The organism is Shimia ponticola (assembly GCF_007995215.1).
Classification (GTDB): Bacteria; Pseudomonadota; Alphaproteobacteria; order Rhodobacterales; family Rhodobacteraceae; genus Shimia_B; species Shimia_B ponticola.
In genome coordinates, this window is record NZ_VCDK01000008.1 from 14524 (window position 1) to 32135 (window position 17612).

General features: G+C 58.3%; 16 protein-coding genes. 10 read left to right on the forward strand and 6 right to left on the reverse strand.

The features are described 5' to 3' along the window. Window positions 1-617 precede the first annotated feature (617 nt). From FE702_RS17280 to FE702_RS17290, 3 genes are read left to right on the forward strand one after another with little or no spacing between them, the layout of a single operon-like run. Window positions 618-1622 (forward strand): UDP-glucuronic acid decarboxylase family protein, encoded by a 1005-nt coding sequence (locus FE702_RS17280; RefSeq protein WP_147127595.1) that lies wholly within the window; start codon window positions 618-620, stop codon window positions 1620-1622. A gap of 59 nt (window positions 1623-1681) precedes the next feature. Continuing rightward, window positions 1682-2548 (forward strand): hypothetical protein, encoded by an 867-nt coding sequence (locus FE702_RS17285; protein ID WP_147127596.1) that lies wholly within the window; start codon window positions 1682-1684, stop codon window positions 2546-2548. Between the two features lie 7 nt (window positions 2549-2555). Further along, window positions 2556-3740, forward strand: coding sequence for a hypothetical protein (locus FE702_RS17290; protein ID WP_147127597.1), 1185 nt, complete (start codon window positions 2556-2558; stop codon window positions 3738-3740). Window positions 3741-3845: 105 nt separating this feature from the next. Here FE702_RS17290 and xylB read toward each other — a convergent pair whose 3' ends face one another. Then, window positions 3846-5279 carry a xylulokinase gene (gene xylB, locus FE702_RS17295; RefSeq protein ID WP_147127598.1) on the reverse strand — a complete coding sequence of 478 codons (1434 nt, stop codon included), beginning with the start codon at window positions 5277-5279 and terminating at the stop codon, window positions 3846-3848. A 124-nt stretch (window positions 5280-5403) separates the two neighbouring features. Between xylB and FE702_RS17300 the strand changes: the two genes are divergently transcribed. The 7 genes from FE702_RS17300 (at window position 5404) to FE702_RS17330 (ending at window position 13006) form a co-directional block, all read left to right on the forward strand. Further along, entirely contained in the window at window positions 5404-6423 is a 1020-nt protein-coding gene (locus FE702_RS17300; protein WP_147127599.1) for a LacI family DNA-binding transcriptional regulator, read from the forward strand. Between the two features lie 131 nt (window positions 6424-6554). Continuing rightward, window positions 6555-7817: an ABC transporter substrate-binding protein gene (locus FE702_RS17305; RefSeq protein WP_255449725.1), complete on the forward strand. Its 1263-nt coding sequence runs from the start codon at window positions 6555-6557 to the stop codon at window positions 7815-7817. Window positions 7818-7959: 142 nt separating this feature from the next. Continuing rightward, window positions 7960-8898 carry a carbohydrate ABC transporter permease gene (locus tag FE702_RS17310; RefSeq protein ID WP_147127601.1) on the forward strand — a complete coding sequence of 313 codons (939 nt, stop codon included), beginning with the start codon at window positions 7960-7962 and terminating at the stop codon, window positions 8896-8898. A 6-nt stretch (window positions 8899-8904) separates the two neighbouring features. After that, the gene (locus tag FE702_RS17315; RefSeq protein WP_186827148.1) at window positions 8905-9738 is read left to right on the forward strand and encodes a carbohydrate ABC transporter permease; all 834 of its coding nucleotides are present in this window, start codon (window positions 8905-8907) and stop codon (window positions 9736-9738) included. A gap of 9 nt (window positions 9739-9747) precedes the next feature. After that, complete coding sequence (locus FE702_RS17320) at window positions 9748-10752, forward strand: ABC transporter ATP-binding protein (protein WP_147127602.1); 1005 nt, start codon at window positions 9748-9750, stop codon at window positions 10750-10752. Beyond that, on the forward strand, window positions 10749-11516 hold the full coding sequence (locus tag FE702_RS17325) for an L-iditol 2-dehydrogenase (protein WP_147127603.1): 768 nt from the start codon (window positions 10749-10751) through the stop codon (window positions 11514-11516). Before FE702_RS17320 ends, FE702_RS17325 begins: the two co-directional genes overlap by 4 nt. Before the next feature lie 29 nt (window positions 11517-11545). Then, window positions 11546-13006: a mannitol dehydrogenase family protein gene (locus FE702_RS17330; RefSeq protein ID WP_147127604.1), complete on the forward strand. Its 1461-nt coding sequence runs from the start codon at window positions 11546-11548 to the stop codon at window positions 13004-13006. Here the strand turns inward: FE702_RS17330 and FE702_RS17335 are convergent. Genes FE702_RS17335 through FE702_RS17355 form a run of 5 tightly spaced genes read right to left on the reverse strand, consistent with a single transcriptional unit; the run spans window position 13003 to window position 17507 of the window. Then, complete coding sequence (locus tag FE702_RS17335; protein WP_147127605.1) at window positions 13003-13689, reverse strand: ABC transporter ATP-binding protein; 687 nt, start codon at window positions 13687-13689, stop codon at window positions 13003-13005. The genes FE702_RS17330 and FE702_RS17335 overlap by 4 nt on opposite strands. Next, window positions 13686-14435 (reverse strand): ABC transporter ATP-binding protein, encoded by a 750-nt coding sequence (locus tag FE702_RS17340; RefSeq protein WP_147127606.1) that lies wholly within the window; start codon window positions 14433-14435, stop codon window positions 13686-13688. Before FE702_RS17340 ends, FE702_RS17335 begins: the two co-directional genes overlap by 4 nt. Continuing rightward, window positions 14428-15411: a branched-chain amino acid ABC transporter permease gene (locus FE702_RS17345; RefSeq protein WP_147127607.1), complete on the reverse strand. Its 984-nt coding sequence runs from the start codon at window positions 15409-15411 to the stop codon at window positions 14428-14430. The genes FE702_RS17340 and FE702_RS17345 overlap by 8 nt, the downstream gene beginning before the upstream one ends. Next, window positions 15408-16328: a branched-chain amino acid ABC transporter permease gene (locus FE702_RS17350; RefSeq protein ID WP_147127608.1), complete on the reverse strand. Its 921-nt coding sequence runs from the start codon at window positions 16326-16328 to the stop codon at window positions 15408-15410. Before FE702_RS17350 ends, FE702_RS17345 begins: the two co-directional genes overlap by 4 nt. A 48-nt stretch (window positions 16329-16376) precedes the next feature. Further along, window positions 16377-17507 (reverse strand): ABC transporter substrate-binding protein, encoded by a 1131-nt coding sequence (locus FE702_RS17355; RefSeq protein WP_147127609.1) that lies wholly within the window; start codon window positions 17505-17507, stop codon window positions 16377-16379. Window positions 17508-17612 lie beyond the last annotated feature (105 nt).

Here is a 17612-nt window from a genome sequence, read left to right on the forward strand (position 1 = left end):
TGATTAACGCCAAGTCAGCACAACTTCAGATCGAATGTCTAGATTTATTTGACTAAGCTATTTTTCGCCCTAAGGCCCTGCCGGCAGTAATTACGCCGCACACGTCAGGGGTTATTATAGGAAACTCCTATTTCTTGAATTGAGGCCTGACGCACTTCTGACCCTTTAAATACTGCCCTTTGGTGTGCCGCACCGCGTGCCCCAGGTCAGGTCCAGATCGACCTGTTTCGCACCGGCGAAAGCAAACGAGGAATCGCCAGCGAAAAAGTGCCAAGTGGAAAGATATGCCTCTTTTTTCAGCGTCGAAATCTTTCAAAACCAATACTATAGTGGCAATCTGCGCATCGAACCCGCGATCTCGGCCCCGAATCCTATAGGCGAAGCCTCAATCACCCCTGCACCAAGGTCTTAGTTGACTTTCACAGCACCACCTTGGGTGGATTGCCGATCACCGATTCCCGCCTTGACATATATTGCATAGATAATGGTCTTTATGATTGTATGCGCAGTCTTTTGCCGCAGCGAAAGAATTAAAGCTTTACACCTCAAGGTTGCTTTTCGTAGCGTGCATTAAATTTTTGGAACAAGTGCAATTTTTTTGTGCTTGAGGTGCCGTTATGCTTCAGAAAGTCTTCCACACCAACCGCCGCCTCTACGGCAGCACCAAGAGCATCCTTGTCACCGGCGGTGCTGGGTTCCTTGGATCGCATCTCTGCGACTATCTTCTGCGCCAAGGGCACGAAGTGATCTGCGCGGATAATCTGTTTACGGGCACCAAGCGGAACCTTGACCACCTGCACGCAAACCCCCTGTTCGAGTTCGTGCGCCACGACGTGACGTTCCCGCTCTATGTCGAGGTAGACGAGATCTACAACCTCGCCTGCCCCGCGTCGCCGGTGCAGTATCAGCACGACCCCGTACAGACGACAAAAACCTCCGTTCACGGGGCGATTAACATGCTTGGTCTCGCCAAGCGGTTGGGGTGCAAGATCCTTCAGGCTTCAACGTCCGAGGTCTATGGAAACCCGGCAGTTCATCCTCAGACAGAAGACTATTGGGGCAACGTAAACCCGATTGGCCCGCGGTCCTGCTATGACGAAGGCAAGCGGTGCGCAGAAACGCTCTTTTTCGATTACCACCGCCAGATGGGCGTCGAAATCAAAGTGGCTCGGATTTTCAACACCTACGGCCCACGCATGCACCCTCATGACGGTCGTGTCGTGTCGAATTTCATCATGCAGGCGCTGTCAGGCCAGCCGATCACCATCTTTGGCGACGGACAGCAAACGCGCTCATTCTGTTACGTCGATGACCTGATTGAAGGTCTGGTTCGGCTTATGAACTCGGATGCGTCGATCACCGGTCCGATCAACCTCGGCAATCCCGTGGAATTCACCATCGCGGAACTGGCCGAACAGGTGACAAGACGGATCGGCGGCAACTCCTCAATGGAATACAAAGATCTGCCGCAAGATGATCCGATGCAGCGCAAACCGGACATCAGTCTGGCCAAGAGCGCTCTCGACTGGGAACCCAAGGTGACACTGCAGGAAGGTCTTGGCGAAACGATTTCGTATTTCCAATCTCTTCATGCCGAAAGCCGGTCTCCGGAATACACCTAAGCGGATGCCCAACTCCATTCGGCCAAGATGCAATAACAGCGACGCCCTAGGATAACGACATGTTGGTTGCATCACACCCACCTGCAGACCACGTTCCGCCTGCCCTGCCCTCTTTTGACGAAAGGTGGGCGCAAGCGATCAGTGATGTGAAGACTGACCTTGTCGAATGCCTGAAGGAGGTGACAAATGATCCGGTCATTCTCTCGTATTGCGAGGGTCTCGGGCTTTATCTGAAAGTCCCTTATCTCCTGTCTCACCGACTGGCACATGGGCCTCTGCGTACACGTATCGACCATAGCCTTGCTCGGCATATCGTTGGGATGAAACTTCTCGACGACGCAGCCGATCTCGACACCGACCTTGATTCGACAGACCTCGTTTGCTGTGGGCTGCACCTCCTGCACTCGGCCAGCGGAGAGATGAGCGACATCAGCAAACGACCAGATTTGTGCGCAAATCTCGAAGCCGAAATGCGCGTGCTCACCAAAGGGGTCATGCAGACCAAACACGACCGGTCGCAGGACTTTCGCAAGTGGCGCTTCCACAGCTGCAGCTATGGTGGTGGGTTCCTGCGTATCTACGGGCGTTTGGCGAATTTCCTTGTGAGTGATGATCGGGGCGCGGACCTCTCGGGTCGCTTTAGCTTTGCTTTCGGAACGATCATCACAATCGCCGACGACATCGTAGACTACACCAAGAAAGGTGAGCGTGCCGGCAATCTTGGCTACTTGCTGGAAACCGGATCAGTGCAGCCTGCGCAAATCATCCGCCTTCTCGAGGCGATGCGCTTTGTCTGCAAAGCCAGCCTCACAGGCACCCCGGATGAACAGCAGATGAAAGCCATCACCGATCAGTATGTCGACGATGTGATTCAGCGGATCATTCCAGACCATCTGGACGGGGTTACCAGTTCTGGCTCGGATTAATCGTCTGATGGGTGCGCAAGAACCATTCGCCAGTCTCAGCCAAAACCGCGAAACCGGCCTGCGCGGTCTGGTGCGTCGCATGGTCCGGCGCGCCTATAGCCCGGAGTATACACCACCATCGTTCACACAGTGGTTCACAACGACCAATGATCAGGTCGAGGCAATCTCGGAATCCGACCTGAGCGGGGCCGTGGCTAAAACCGATCCTGATCTATTGCTTGTGGTGCCAACGATCATTCAACGCTGCGATGCGTCTGAGCACGCAGCACAGCTACAGGACCTTTTGCATCAAGCCGCCGCATCAGAGGGTCATGTTGCCATCGTCTGGGGCCTGCAGGGTGCAGAGCCCGCCCCGCTTCGGCAGCGCATCAAAGAGGTCACCCGCCAGGTCAAGGTTCCCCGTGGCGTCACTCTGATTTGCGTGATGATGTCGAAGGGGCGCAAGGCCGACACGCTCAATGCAAGCTTCCGGGTCTTTGCGCAATCCACCTACCGTGCGGCCGGTTGGATCGATGACGATGTGCTGCTCAGCGAGGATTGCATCCCAAGGCTGTACGCCAGGATGGTGGAAAGACAGTTCCATGGCGCCGTCGGTCCGGAAAAGATCGCCGTAAAAGGTGACAACACCGCATCACGCCTTTTGCACCGGGTCAAAAACATAACCACGCCCGCCACCAACTATCCGCACGGCTGCTGCATCATCGTCGAACGCGCCATCGTGCAAGATGGCATCCCACACCGCTACACAAGCGACGATGGCTTTGTCTGTTTTGAGGTCATGGAACGAAATCTCGACAACGTTCCTGACAGCCTAGAGGTGTTCTCCGGGCCATGGTGCAAATACGTCGTCGGTGCCCCAAAGGGCACGAACCGCGCACGGATCAAACGCCTTTTGATCGATCACTGGGTCTTTATGTGCGACTACCCCGTTCCGGTCGCCCAGTATTACTGGGCAAATATGCTGTTCGCAGGGTTCTGGCCCGCAGGCCGCATGGATCTTTCAAACGGCATTCGCTTTGCCGCTGCCAAATGGGCTCTGAAGCTTCTGTATTTCGGATTCATCTGCTCGGTTGGTGTCGAGCTTTTCCTGCGGGGTGTGTTCAACAGACCCTTGGGCCGCGTGTCATGGGGCGGCACCAAAGGTAAGGCATATTCACCAGAAGCAATTTCCGCCCAGAAACAGCAGACTTAGAAATTCTCTGACGCGGTACACATCAATCTCACTGCACATGGCGCTGCCCGGCGATGCGCGGTGCAGTTCTCCAACACCAAAGCTCTCAAGAAGCCCGGATAGAAATCAAACCGACTTCAGCGCTGCGTAGGTCGCGCGGAAACGGTCGAGGCGATCAGCAAATCCTGTGTCTGGATTTGGGTCGAATGTCTCGCCGGATGTGTCAGACACGCCAAAGTCCTGCATCGCCAGCGCACCCGTCCCGCAGGCCGCGAGTTGCGCGGCGCCGAAGGCCGGGCCGCTATCGGCGCCTTGCAACCGAGTGATCGGTTTGCCCGTCGCAGTCGCAAGCAATGACAACAGGAAATCCGATCGGCTGCCCCCGCCAATGGCAAAGAGCTTTGGAAGTGTCTCCATGCTGGGGCCAAAGCTTTCAGCCGCGTCGGCAAAGCAAAAAGCCACAGCCTCAACGACCGCGCGACACAACTCGGACCGCGCTGTGGTGTCTTCGAGGCCAAAAAAACCTGCGCGGATATGCGGGTCACCATGCGGGCTTCGCTCACCCGTCAGGTATGGCAGGAAAACGGGGATCCGATCCGCGCGCGCAGTTTCCGCGAGGGACACAACATCGCCCGGGGTCAGGTCCAGCTGCTCACCGATCCACGAAATCGGACGCGCGCCGTTTAGCATCGCCGCCATTTGGAACCAGCGATCCGGCACCGTGTGGGCATAGGCATGAACATATTGATCAGGGTTGGGACGATAGACACGGTCCGCCACAAAGAGCTGGCCAGATGTACCGAGAGACACGAACCCCCTGCCCGGTTCTGTTGCCCCTAGCGACACCGCCCCCGTTGCAGCATCACCGCCCCCCGCCACAACCGGAATGCCCGACGGCAATCCAGTGGTCTCTGCGGCGTCCCGCGTAACTGTGCCGACTATGTCGTGGCCATCGTGCAGAGCAGGCAACCATTCCAGGGCCGTGCCTGTCGCCGCCAAAATCCTCGGCTCCCAATCGCGCGTGCTTTGGTTCAGCCACATGGTTCCTGCGGCATCCGATGGATCGGTCACCATCTGACCATGCAACCGAAAGCCAATGTAGTCTTTCGGCAGCAGGATATTGGCAATCGCGGAATAGGCCTCTGGCTCATGCCGCGCCAACCACATGACCTTGGGTGCCGTGAACCCCGGCAGTGGCGGGATACCTGCCAACGTGCCGACATCAGGCAGCGCGTCCTGCAACACCGCACACTCGGCCACGGATCGGCTGTCATTCCACAGGATCGCCGGGCGGATCACGTTTTGATCTGCATCGAGCAGCACCGCGCCATGCATCTGTCCAGACAAACCAACCGCGCGGATGTCTGCCAAAGAGATACTCTCCCCAAGCATCCGTATCGCTGCGCAGGTGGCATCCCACCAATCCGTTGGCGCCTGTTCTGACCACCCTGACTGCGGAGAAGAGATGTCCAATGGCGCTGACGCTGTCGCAAGGATGGTCGCACCATCAATGCAGATCGCCTTTACCGCCGACGTGCCAAGGTCCAGTCCCAGATACATAGCCGTGCTCTCTGCTTACCCGGCAAAGATGCGGGCAATCCTTAACGAGCTACTTGATTTTTTGTCGCGCGTAAAGATTATCGGAGGTGTGAAAAGAATGGAGGCCAGCCTTCGGCGCTTACCCATGGCCAGAATAAAAAACATGGAAGAATTCGCTTCGGTTAGCGGAATCTCCCGTCCAACAGTCTCGAAATACTTCAACGACCCAGAGAGCGTGCGCCCCAAGACACGGGCACGGATAGAAGACGCGCTGAAACTGCACGACTATCGCCCGAACATCTACGCGATGAACCAGAATCGCAAACTGACCAAGGCGGTTGGGATTGTCGTGCCTCTGCTGGTCGACCCCTATTTCGCCGAGATCGCGCGTAACCTCGAACAGCGGTGTATAGATGCGGGCTACCGCCCGACGCTCTTCAGCGCACATGGCGACTCGGCTCATGAAGTCGAGGTTCTGGACAGTTTGCGCAGCTTGAAACCTGCTGGTGTTCTGCTTGCCCCGTTGGGCCGCGCTTCTGATCATGACGTGCTGGAGAAGTTCTGCGCCGACGTCCCCACCTTGCTCTTTGACAGTTCGGTCGAAGAATTTGGCCTGTCCTTTGTGGGATCGGACAACCGGCAGTTCACGACGCATATCACCGACTACCTGTGTCGGACGGGCGAACCGCCGTGCTTTTTCGAAATGAAGACACCGGCCAACCCGAACGCGCATCGCCGCAGGCAGGCCTATCTGGACGCCATGCAAGAATTCGGCCAACCCGCGCAGGTCGTTTCGATCGAAGGTGAGGGCTGGGAGTTCGAGGAAATCGGACGCATCGGCGGACACAAGGCGCTCGAAGAAGGTCTGTTCAGCACGAATACAATCCTGTGCAGCAACGACCGTCTGGCTATCGGTTTGCTGACCGCCTGCTACGAACGCGGGGTCAAGGTCGGACGCGGTGAGGATTGCCAGATTCGAGTCGCCGGACAGGATGGACACCCCCATTCGCGCTATACCTGCCCGCCGCTGACGACCATTTCGCATGACTACGACAAGGTCTCGCAGACAGCAGCCGACAGTCTGTTCGCAGCCATCGAAGGGCACGTAGAGCCTTGGAAAAGCACGCGAATTGAAGGCAAGCTGACCCTAAGAGATAGCGCCTGAGACTAACTTTCTTTACGCGCGTAAATTATTTGTTGACGGCGCGTGAGCCTGTGCCCTAGGGTTCCCCCATAACATCCAAAAGGGAGGAACTTCGGATGTCTTTGAAGCGCACTTTGCGTGCAGCGACGGCAATGTCGTTGATCACAACCGGCGCGGCATTTGCCGACGGCCACGCAGCCGAACTGACGATCGCAATCGTCAACAACGGTCACATGATCAACATGCAGACCGTTGCAGAAGCCTACACCGAAGAAACCGGTGTCAAACTGAACTGGGTATCGCTCGAAGAAGGCGTTCTGCGTGAGCAGGTTACTTCCGACACCGCAACCGGTGGCGGCCAGTACGACATCATCAACATCGGCATGCAAGAAGCTCCAATCTGGGGTGCTGCAGGCTGGATCGAACCACTTGAGTTCGGCGCAGAATACGACATGGACGACATCCTGCCAGCGATCCGCGCAGGTCTGTCGCACGAAGGCACCATGTACGCTGCACCGTTCTACGGTGAATCGTCGATGGTTATGTATCGTAAAGACCTGGCCGATGCGGCTGGCGTCACCATCAACGACAACGACAGCTGGGCGCGCATCAAAGATGCGGCAGCTGCAATGCACGACCCTGACAACGGCGTCTACGGCGCATGTCTGCGCGGTAAGCCAGGCTGGGGCGACAACATGGCGTTCATCACGACCGTCGTGAACTCCTTCGGTGGTGCATGGTTCGACGCAGAAGGCCGTCCACAGCTGGACAGCGCGATGTGGAACGAAGCCATCAACTTCTACGTTGATCTGCTGGGCAACTACGGCCCTCCAGGTTCCGAAGGTAACTCCTTCAACGAAATCCTGGCGCTCTACAACGAAGGCAAGTGCGGCATGTGGATCGACGCCACAATCGCGGCTTCGTTCCTGGAAGTTGACGGTGTTGCATACGCACAATCGCCAAACGCTGGTGTATCTGCTGGTGCAAACTGGCTGTGGGCATGGGCAATGGCTGTTCCGGCAGGTTCGCCTAACGCCGAAGCAGCAAAAGACTTCATCGAGTGGGCAACATCCAAAGACTACGTGCAAGCTGTGGGTAACCACCCAGAGTTCGGCTGGGGCTCGGTCCCAACCGGTCAGCGTACGTCGACATACTCGATCCCAGAGTTCCAAGCGGCAGCAGGCTTTGCGTCGGCAGAACTCGCAGCGATCGACTCGGCCGCTCCAGAAGCATCCGACCTGAAGCCATATGTTGGCGTTCAGTTCGCAGCACTGCCTGAATTCCCAGAAGTCGGCTCCGCTGTCGCTCAGGAAATGGCTGCTGCTCTGTCCGGTGCAAAATCGGTTGAAGACGCTCTGGCCGCTTCGCAAGAGGCAGCAACAGCGATCATGAAAGAAGCAGGCTACTTCGAGTAAGCCATTCTAAGGGTGAGCCCGGCCCACGCTGGGCTCACACCTACCGCCGGTTTTCGGCTTAAAAACAAACCACAAAACTTAGAACCGCGATATGCAGGGTTGGACGGCGCAACAACCGCCGCCTATCCAGGGGAATTAAGCTATGTCTGATAGACGGCTTCCACGATTGCTTCAGTCACCGGCAGTCATTCTGCTCTTGATCTGGATGCTAATCCCACTCGGGATGACGCTTTACTTCTCGTTCATCCGTTATGTGTTGAACAGCCTGCGCCGACCCGAATGGACCAAACCTGCACTGAGCAACTGGCGCGGTTTCGGAAACTACGAATTCGTTCTGGAAAACAAAGACTTCCTCCTTGCGATCCAGAACAGCCTTTTCATTGTTTGCAGCATTCTGTTCCTGACAGTGATCCTCGGCGTGTTGATTGCCGTTCTGATCAACAAGGCCTTTCCAGGTCGTGGCATCGTCCGCGTTCTTCTGATCTCTCCATTCTTCGTCATGCCTGCGGTGAATGCCGTTTTGTGGATCAATATGATCCTTGATCCGGTATTGGGCCTTCAGGGGTTGGCGGTTGCCGGGATCAACGATTTGATTTCGTCCCTGCAAAACGCACCTGTCGTGGGCTGGTTCTTCTCTCTCTGGCCCCAGTTCGAGCCGATCTCGTTCCGCGCCACACAGACATCGGCCATTGCCGTGATCATGATGGTGACGTGGCAATGGACACCGTTTGCCGTTCTGATCTTCATGACTTCGCTGCAATCCGAAGATCAGCAACAGAAAGAGGCCGCCATTCTGGACGGTGCAGGCGCATGGTCACAGTTCCGCTTTCTCACGCTGCCGCACCTCGCCCGACCCATTGCGATTGTCGTGATGATCCAGGCGATCTTTCACCTGTCGCTCTATGCCGAAATCGAAATCGTCAGCCGCGGTAACGGGAACAAGAACCTGCCCTACCTGATCGGCGAATTCGCCAACAACAACATCGGCGCGGCCTCGGCCACCGGCATCTTTGCCGTCATCCTCGCCAACATCGTTGCCATCTTCCTGCTGCGGATGATCGGCAAGACCCTAATGGAGTAACGCGCCGTGGCTATCGTTGCACAATCTTCAAAATATGGACGCGTCAGCCGGGCGACACTGGCCTGGGTCGTGGGTCTTCTGTTCTTCTTCCCGATCTTCTGGATGGTTCTGACCAGCTTCAAGACCGACGCCGATGCGGTCAAACCAGAGTACCTGCTGTTCTTTCAGCCGACGCTCGAGAACTACCTGAACATGACCGAAAACTACGATTACTGGCGCTTTGCCCGTAACTCGGTCATCACCGCGGTATTCGCCACGATCTTTGCGCTCGCAGTTGGTATTCCATGTGCCTACGCCATGGCCTTCAACCCCAGCCGCGCTACCAAAGACGTGCTGATGTGGATGCTGTCCACCAAGATGCTGCCTGCAGCTGCGGTCCTGTACCCCATGACGTTCCTGACCAAGAGCATGGGCCTCTTTGACACCCATTTCCTGATCATCGTGGTTCTGATGCTGATCAACCTGCCGATCGTGATCTGGATGCTCTTCACCTACTTCAAGGAAATCCCGAAAGAGATCATCGAAGCCGGCCAGATGGACGGGGTGAACACCTGGGGTGAAATCCGCGAGATCCTGATCCCGCTTGCCTGGGGCGGTATCGCCTCCACTGCCCTTCTCTGCTTCATCTTCTGCTGGAACGAGGCCTACTGGACCGTTCGACTGACGACGACAGAAGCAGCCACACTGTCCAAGCTGATCGAAGGCAACCGTGCACCGGAAGGTCTGTTCTTTGGCCGCCTCTCCGCAGTCTCAACCGCAGCCGTCGGCCCAATCGTGGTGCTGGGCTGGTTCTGTCAAAAACAACTGGTCCAAGGCCTGACCTTCGGCGCCGTTAAGTAGGAAAAACCAATGGGACGTATCCAACTTGAAAAAGTGTCCAAGAGCTTTGGTGATGTCGAAGTCATCCCGCCGCTGGACCTGACCATCGAAGACGGTGAATTCGCGGTCTTCGTCGGCCCCTCGGGCTGCGGTAAGTCTACGCTCTTGCGTCTGATCGCAGGTCTTGAGGACACGACCTCCGGCAAGGTCCTGATCGATGACGCCGACGTCACGCAGGTGTCACCTTCCAAACGCGGCCTGTCGATGGTTTTCCAGACCTACGCGCTGTATCCGCACATGACCGTCCGCAAGAACATCGCCTTCCCGATGCGGATGGCGGGTCTGAGCGAAGACGAGCAGGAAAAGCGGATCATGGCGGCCGCCGAGAGCCTGAACCTCACCGACTATCTGGATCGCAAACCCGGTCAGCTTTCAGGTGGCCAACGGCAGCGTGTGGCCATCGGCCGGGCGATTGTGCGGGACCCCAAGGCGTTTCTCTTTGACGAACCACTGTCAAACCTCGACGCCGCGCTGCGCGTCGGCATGCGTATCGAGATCACCGAGATGCATGCGCGCATGAAGACCACAATGATCTACGTGACCCACGATCAGGTCGAAGCCATGACCATGGCCGACAAGATCGTCGTTCTGCAGGCTGGTGTGATCGAACAGGTTGGCTCGCCACTCGAACTCTACAGCGCGCCGAAGAATCTCTTTGTCGCCGGGTTCATCGGCTCGCCCAAGATGAACTTCATCGAAGGCGACGAGGCCAGCAAGCACAACGCCAAGACCGTCGGCATCCGCCCCGAGCATATCGACGTCGTGGAATCCGGCGGCGCCTGGACGGGCACTGTTGGCGTCGCCGAACATCTGGGTTCGGACACATTCTTCCATGTGCATGACACAGGCTTGGCCGAAACGCTCACTGTGCGCGCGCTTGGCAATGTGGCCCTGAACCACGGTGACACCATTTCGCTCAGCCCGCGGGTGAACGAAATGCACCGCTTTGACGACCAAGGTCTGCGGATCGCATGACACGGCTGGCTGGCAAAACAGCCCTGATCACGGGCGCTGCACGCGGCATAGGTCTGGCATTTGCCAAGGCCTATGTCGCCGAAGGCGCGCGGGTCATGATCGCTGACATCGATATCGCGCGCGCCGAAGCAGCTGCGGCTGAGATCGGTGCGCAGGCCGTTGCGATGGACGTGACCGATCAAGCCAGCATCGACGCTGCCGTTGCCACCACCGTCCAGGCATTCGGGCAGATCGACATCCTGATCAACAATGCCGCGCTCTTTACCGCGGCCCCCATCGTCGAGGTGACACGCGCGGACTATGAACGCGTGTTCAGCATCAACGTGGCGGGCACTCTCTTTGTGATGCAGGCCGTCGCGCAGCACATGATTGACCACGGCATCAAAGGCAAAATCATCAACATGGCGTCCCAAGCTGGCCGTCGGGGCGAGGCGCTGGTCAGTGTCTACTGCGCCTCGAAAGCGGCTGTGATCAGCCTGACGCAGTCCGCAGGGCTCAATCTGATCGAACACGGCATCAACGTGAATGCCATCGCACCTGGAGTCGTCGATGGCGAACACTGGGACGGTGTCGATGCGTTCTTTGCCAAATACGAAAACAAGGCCCCTGGCCAGAAAAAGACCGAGGTCGGCGCAGCCGTCCCCTATGGCCGCATGGGAACCGCCGAGGACCTGACCGGCATGGCGATTTTTCTGGCGTCAGAAGAGGCAAATTACATCGTCGCGCAGACCTATAACGTCGACGGCGGGAATTGGATGAGCTGATGAAGGACCGATCCACAGGAGGACGCACAATGAAGCTGTGCAACGCGACCCTTCACGACATGCCGGACGGGGTTCTGATCCCGACCTATGATCGCACCCGCCTGACACCCGGGATCGTGCATATCGGCCTTGGCAATTTTCACCGCGCGCATCAGGCTTGGTATCTGCACCGCCTGATGCAGGACGGCAAAGCGCATGACTGGGCCATCATCGGCGCAGGCGTCCGCCTCGGCGACATCAAGATGCGCGATCACCTGCGCGCACAGGATTGCCTCACGACCCTGATCGAACTCGACCCAAGCGGCGGACAGGTCGAAATCATCGGCCCGATGATCGACTTCCTGCCGGTGGAGGACGACAACGCCTCTCTCATCGCCGCGATGTCCGATCCTGCTATTCGCATCGTTGCCCTGACGGTGACCGAAGGCGGTTATTACCGAGATGCGAGTGGCAATCTTGATATCGCCCACCCAGACATTCAGCACGATGCCAAATCGCCAAACAGCCCTCGCACCGCCTTTGGCGCGATGGTGGCGGCGCTTAAGGCGCGGCGCGCCGCAGGCATCGGCGCATTCACCGGCCAATGCTGCGATAACCTGCAACACAATGGCGATGTCCTCCGCGACACAGTGGTGGAACTGGCCCGGTTGAGCGACGCGGACCTTGCCGACTGGATTGACGTGAACGCAAGTTTCCCAAATGCGATGGTCGACTGCATCGTTCCGGCAACCGGAAAGACCGAACTCGCCACGGCGCGGGACTTCGGTATCGAAGACGCCGCACCCGTCACCCACGAAAATTTCCGCCAATGGGTCATCGAAGATGATTTCTGCGCTGGCCGCCCCCCGTGGGAAGATGCCGGTGCAACGTTGACCAGCGACGTCCACCTGTATGAGACGATGAAAATCCGCATTCTGAATGGCGGTCATCAGGTGCTGGCAAATGCGGGCGAATTGTTGGGTGTTCCAACCATCGCCGCCTGCATGGCTGATCCTGACATCGCGGCCTTTTTTCAAAAGGTGCAGCATGACGAAATCACGCCCTATGTCAGCCCGGTGCCAGAAATCACGCCCACTGACTATGTGACGCTTGTATCGCGGCGGTTTGCGAACCCGAAGATCCACGACACAACCCGTCGGGTGGCTTTTGACGGGTCGTCCCGTCATTCCGGCTTTATCCTTCCCATCCTGCGCGATGCGCTGGCTGCCGATGGCGCGATCAACGGGCTGGCCCTGACCGAAGCGCTCTGGGCGCGGATGTGCGCCGGCACCCGAGAGGACGGCAGCACCATTGAGGCCAACGACCCCCATTGGGACGCTCTCAATACCTGCGCGCTCGCCGCGCGTGAGACACCCAAGCTGTGGCTCGAACAGAAAAGCATCTACGGCGATCTCGCCACCTATGACGCGTTTGCCGCTGTGTTCGAGACGATGCTGCGTCAGATTTGGGATCAAGGCACCCGCGCGGCTCTGCAAAGCTACACGGGCTAAACGCCGACGAAGCGGGTCGATATGTCTGCTGTCATGTCCGCCATGGCACCGCTCCAGACGGTCTTGCCGCGCTCCAGGATCACCGCCTGATCTGCAACCCGCGCCAGTTCCTTCGGCGATTTGTCGATAATGAGGATAGCAACCTGTGTCTGCGATTTGAGCCGCTCTAACGAGACCCAGATTTCCTGCCGGATGATCGGAGCAAGCCCCTCGGTCGCCTCATCAAGTATCAGCAGGCGCGGGTTCGTCATCAGCGCGCGGCCAATGGCCAGCATCTGTTGTTCGCCCCCTGAAAGCGACGCGGCCTTTTGAGAGAGGCGTTCACCCAGACGGGGAAAGAGATCGACAACCTTAGCCAGTGTCCAGTCCCCCAAGCGCGCCGAAGCGATGAGGTTTTCGCGCACTGTGAGACTTGCAAAACAGCGGCGGCCTTCCGGTACCAACCCCACGCCGAGACGCGCGACGCGATGGCTGGGTAGGGCGTGCAGAGACTGCCCATCGAGTTGTAGCGTGCCATCCGATGCAATCATCCGACAGATGGCCTTGACCGTCGTCGATTTGCCCATCCCGTTGCGCCCCATCAGCGCCACGACCTCGCCCGCGTCGATATGCAGGTCCACGCCATAGAGCGCCTGACTGACACCGTAACTGGCGGTGAGGTTTTCGACCCTGAGAAAGCTCATGCCTCCGTTCCCAGATAGGCTTCGCGCACGACGTCGCTGGCGCGGATGTCGTCGGCGGTGCCGGTGGCGATGACCTTTCCGTAGACCAGCACGCTGATCCGATCCGCGAGTGCAAAGACCGCGTCCATGTCGTGTTCCACCAGCAGGATCGGGGCCTCGGCCCGCAGGCCATCCAGCAAAGCGGTCAGTTGTTTGGACCCGTCTGCGCCCAACCCCGCCATCGGTTCATCCATCACAAAGGCGCGCGGGTTCAGCGTCAGCGCGACCGCCACCTCAAGCTGCCGTCTTTGCCCGTGGCTTAGGTTTGCGCAGCGGATGTCGGCGGCGTCGGCCAATCCGACTCGGTGCAGCGCGGCTTGGGCCCGTTCGCGCATGTCCGTGAGGCCCAAAGCACCCCGCCAAAACCGCCAAGGCGACCCCCCTGCCCCTATTGCACCAAGGAGCACGTTTTCAAGGACGGTATCCTCCATGCACAGTTGCGAGATCTGAAAAGTGCGCCCAAGCCCAGCCTTGGCCCGCGCTTGCGTGGTTAGGCTAGATACATCGCGCCCGACCAATTCTACGCGACCTGCATCCGGCTTCAATCCACCACAAATCTGCTGAATCAGGGTCGATTTCCCGGCCCCGTTCGGTCCGATGATCGCATGAACCTCGCCAGCGCGCAGATCAATCGACACGTCATCCGTCGCCACCAACGCGCCAAAGCGTTTGGTCAGGTTGTGGGTGGACAGGACCACGTCAGACATGCGCGCCCTCCGTCCGGGTCAGCATCCCAATGATCCCGCCCCGCCCGAACAGGACAATCCCCAAGAGGATCAGCCCCAGATAGACATGCCAGAAATCCGTCAGCCCCCCGAGAAAATGCTCAAGCGCAACAAAGACACAGGCACCGATCACCGGCCCCATCAGCCGCCCCGCCCCGCCAATGATGATCAACACGATCAACTCACCCGACAGCTGCCAGCTGAACATCGACGGAGACACAAAGCGGTTAAGGTCGGCAAAGAGCGCCCCGGCCAGACCCGTGATCATCCCCGAAATCACAAAGGCCACCAGCCGCAGTCGCATGGGGTTCAGCCCCACCGTTTCTGCCCGTGTTGCCGACTGCCGCGCCGCGTTCAGGGCCAACCCAAAGGGCGACGCACGCAACCGCTCCTTGAGGAACAGAACAAGGCATAGGATCACGAAACAGATCGCAAAGAACTGGATCGGGACCAGCGTATTCAAACCGGGAAAACTGTTGCGCACATAGATCGACACACCGTCTTCACCGCCATACTCGGCCCATGAAATCGCGAAATAGAAAAACATCTGCCCGAAGGCGAGCGTGATCATGATGAAATAGACCCCGCTGGTGCGCAGCGACAGAAGCCCGATGATCAGCGCGACCAATCCAGACACCGCCATCGCGACCAGCCAGATGACTGGCATCAGCTTCGTACCCTCAGTCGTGAACAGGCCCAGATCCAGCGTCGAATAAGTCTGCGCATGATAGGCCAAAATGCCCATCGCGTAGCCGCCGATCCCAAAGAACACTGCATGGCCAAAGCTGACCATCCCGCCAAAGCCCAGAACAATGTTAAGACCCACGGCAGCCAGCGCAAGGATGACGGCGCGGGTGACCAGCGTGATGGTAAAGGGCTCATCCACGGCCAACGCATAAAGCGGCAGCGCCAGCAGCCCGGCCAAAACCAGCGCGTTGATCATACGTTCATTGATCATCCGCGTGCCCCAAACAGGCCTGTTGGTCTCCAGACCAAGACCAAACCCATCAATATGTAGATTGCCATCGACGCTATCGCCGAGCCGCTCTTTTGCGCGGCCCCGGTTTCCATAAAGAGCTTGAACAGTTCCGGCAGGAACACACCGCCCAGCGTATCCGTCAGCCCGACCAAAAGCGCGCCGATGAATGCTCCCCGGATCGAGCCTATTCCGCCGATGACGATCACGACAAAGGCGAGGATCAGCACCGGCTCACCCATCCCGACTTGCACCGACTGGATCGCGCCGACCAGCGCCCCGGCCAGCCCCGCCAGCGCGGCCCCCAGCGCAAAAATCAACGTGTAGAGTTTTGAGATGTCCACACCCAGCGCGGCGATCATCTCGCGGTCATTCTCCCCTGCCCTGATCTGAATGCCGATGCGCGTGCGCTCGATCAGCGCCCAAAGGCCCAGACCCACCGCCAGCCCGATCCCAATCAGCGCAAGGCGATACAGCGGGTATTCGATCCCACCCGGCAGCGTGACAGGCCCCGCCAGCCCAACGGGAATGTCGAGGAAGAGAGGAAATGACCCAAAGACCCACCGTGTCCCTTCCGAGAAAATCAGGATCAGCGCAAAAGTGGCCAGCACCTGATCCAGATGCGGCGCGGCATAAAGGCGGCGGATGACCACCATCTCGATCACCGCGCCCGCAAGCGCCGCCGCAGCAAGCGCGGCCACAAGGCCAAGGAAAAACGACCCCGTCGCCCCCGCCACTGCCGCCGCAGCAAAGGCTCCGACCATGTAGAGCGACCCATGCGCGAGGTTGATCAAGCCCATGACACCAAAGATCAGCGTCAGGCCGGCTGCCATCAAAAACAGCATCACGCCGAATTGCAGGCCGTTCAGGACCTGCTCGATGATCAGGATTGTGGACATGAGGGCTCCGGTCCCCTGCCCGCGCCAAAGTACGGACAGGGAAAGCGCTTACATCTTGCAGTCAGCTGCGTAAGCGTCCGAGTGATTTTCCAAGGCTGTGCCGATGATCTTGTTGGTGAACACGTCACCTTCCTTGATCACTTCGCGCGCATAGATCGTCTGGACCGGATGGTGGTTTGGACCAAAGGCAAAATCGCCCCGCGTGCTGTCGAAATCTGCCGCGCGCAGCGCTTCGCGGAAGGCATCAGCATCTGATGGGTCTGCCGCCTCTAGCGCCGAAATCAGCAGGTTCGCGGTGTCAAAGCCCTGGCTCGCATACAGCGACGGAAGACGCCCAAACTCGGCCTGGAAGCTTTCGACAAAGGCCGCGTTGGTCGGGTTGTCGATATCCTTGTTCCACTGCGAGGTGTTCACGACGCCAAGCGCCGCGTCACCGACCGCCTGAAGGATACCCTGATCAAAGCTGAACGCAGGGCCAACCACGGGTAGGTCAATGCCGCTATTGGCGTATTGCTTGAGGAACGAAATCCCCATGCCGCCTGGCAGGAAAAAGAACACGCTGTCCGCGCCGCTGGCGCGGATTTGTGCCAGTTCGGCGGCGTAATCCGTTTGACCCAGCTTGGTGTAGACCTCACCGGCCAGCTCACCTTCGTAGAAACGCTTATAGCCGGTCAGCGCGTCGGTGCCTGCCGGGTAGTTCGGCGCGAGGATGAAGGTATTGGAATACCCTGCCCCATTGGCATGCGCGCCTGCAGCCTCGTGCAGGTTGTCGTTTTGCCAAGCGACGTTGAAATAGTTCTGATGGCACCCTTTCCCGGCCAAGGGCGACGGGCCCGCGTTGGGCGACAGGTAAAACACATTTTGGTTCACGGCTGCCGGCACGACGGCCATGGCAAGGTTCGACCAGATGATACCCGTCATCACATCCACGCGTTCGGACTGGATCATCTTGTCCGACAGTTGCACGGCGATATCCGGCTTGCGCTGATCGTCTTCGATCACGACTTCGATGTCGTCGCGGCCTGACTGCGAAATCGCCAACATGAAGCCGTCGCGCACATCAATGCCCAGACCGGCACCACCGCCGGACAGGGTCGTGATCATACCAACCTTGATATCTGCTGCCGCAGACGACGCACCCAAAGCCGTGGCCGCAGCGGCCATAAGAAACCGTTTCATTCCATTCTCCCTGTTTTGCGCAATGAATGCCTGTTTTTTGGCATGTGTAAACGCCCGAAACGGCTTTGATGCGATGGCGAGGGCACAAGGAACCCGCAGGGTGAT

Bases quoted from the DNA above. Each gene is read 5' to 3' on its own strand.
- FE702_RS17280 (WP_147127595.1), top strand. From the start codon at position 618: ATGCTTCAGAAAGTCTTCCACACCAACCGCCGCCTCTACGGCAGCACC.
- FE702_RS17285 (WP_147127596.1), top strand. From the start codon at position 1,682: ATGTTGGTTGCATCACACCCACCTGCAGACCACGTTCCGCCTGCCCTG.
- FE702_RS17290 (WP_147127597.1), top strand. From the start codon at position 2,556: ATGGGTGCGCAAGAACCATTCGCCAGTCTCAGCCAAAACCGCGAAACC.
- xylB (WP_147127598.1), bottom strand. From the start codon at position 5,279: ATGTATCTGGGACTGGACCTTGGCACGTCGGCGGTAAAGGCGATCTGC.
- FE702_RS17300 (WP_147127599.1), top strand. From the start codon at position 5,404: ATGGCCAGAATAAAAAACATGGAAGAATTCGCTTCGGTTAGCGGAATC.
- FE702_RS17305 (WP_255449725.1), top strand. From the start codon at position 6,555: ATGTCGTTGATCACAACCGGCGCGGCATTTGCCGACGGCCACGCAGCC.
- FE702_RS17310 (WP_147127601.1), top strand. From the start codon at position 7,960: ATGTCTGATAGACGGCTTCCACGATTGCTTCAGTCACCGGCAGTCATT.
- FE702_RS17320 (WP_147127602.1), top strand. From the start codon at position 9,748: ATGGGACGTATCCAACTTGAAAAAGTGTCCAAGAGCTTTGGTGATGTC.
- FE702_RS17325 (WP_147127603.1), top strand. From the start codon at position 10,749: ATGACACGGCTGGCTGGCAAAACAGCCCTGATCACGGGCGCTGCACGC.
- FE702_RS17330 (WP_147127604.1), top strand. From the start codon at position 11,546: ATGAAGCTGTGCAACGCGACCCTTCACGACATGCCGGACGGGGTTCTG.
- FE702_RS17335 (WP_147127605.1), bottom strand. From the start codon at position 13,689: ATGAGCTTTCTCAGGGTCGAAAACCTCACCGCCAGTTACGGTGTCAGT.
- FE702_RS17340 (WP_147127606.1), bottom strand. From the start codon at position 14,435: ATGTCTGACGTGGTCCTGTCCACCCACAACCTGACCAAACGCTTTGGC.
- FE702_RS17345 (WP_147127607.1), bottom strand. From the start codon at position 15,411: ATGATCAATGAACGTATGATCAACGCGCTGGTTTTGGCCGGGCTGCTG.
- FE702_RS17350 (WP_147127608.1), bottom strand. From the start codon at position 16,328: ATGTCCACAATCCTGATCATCGAGCAGGTCCTGAACGGCCTGCAATTC.
- FE702_RS17355 (WP_147127609.1), bottom strand. From the start codon at position 17,507: ATGAAACGGTTTCTTATGGCCGCTGCGGCCACGGCTTTGGGTGCGTCG.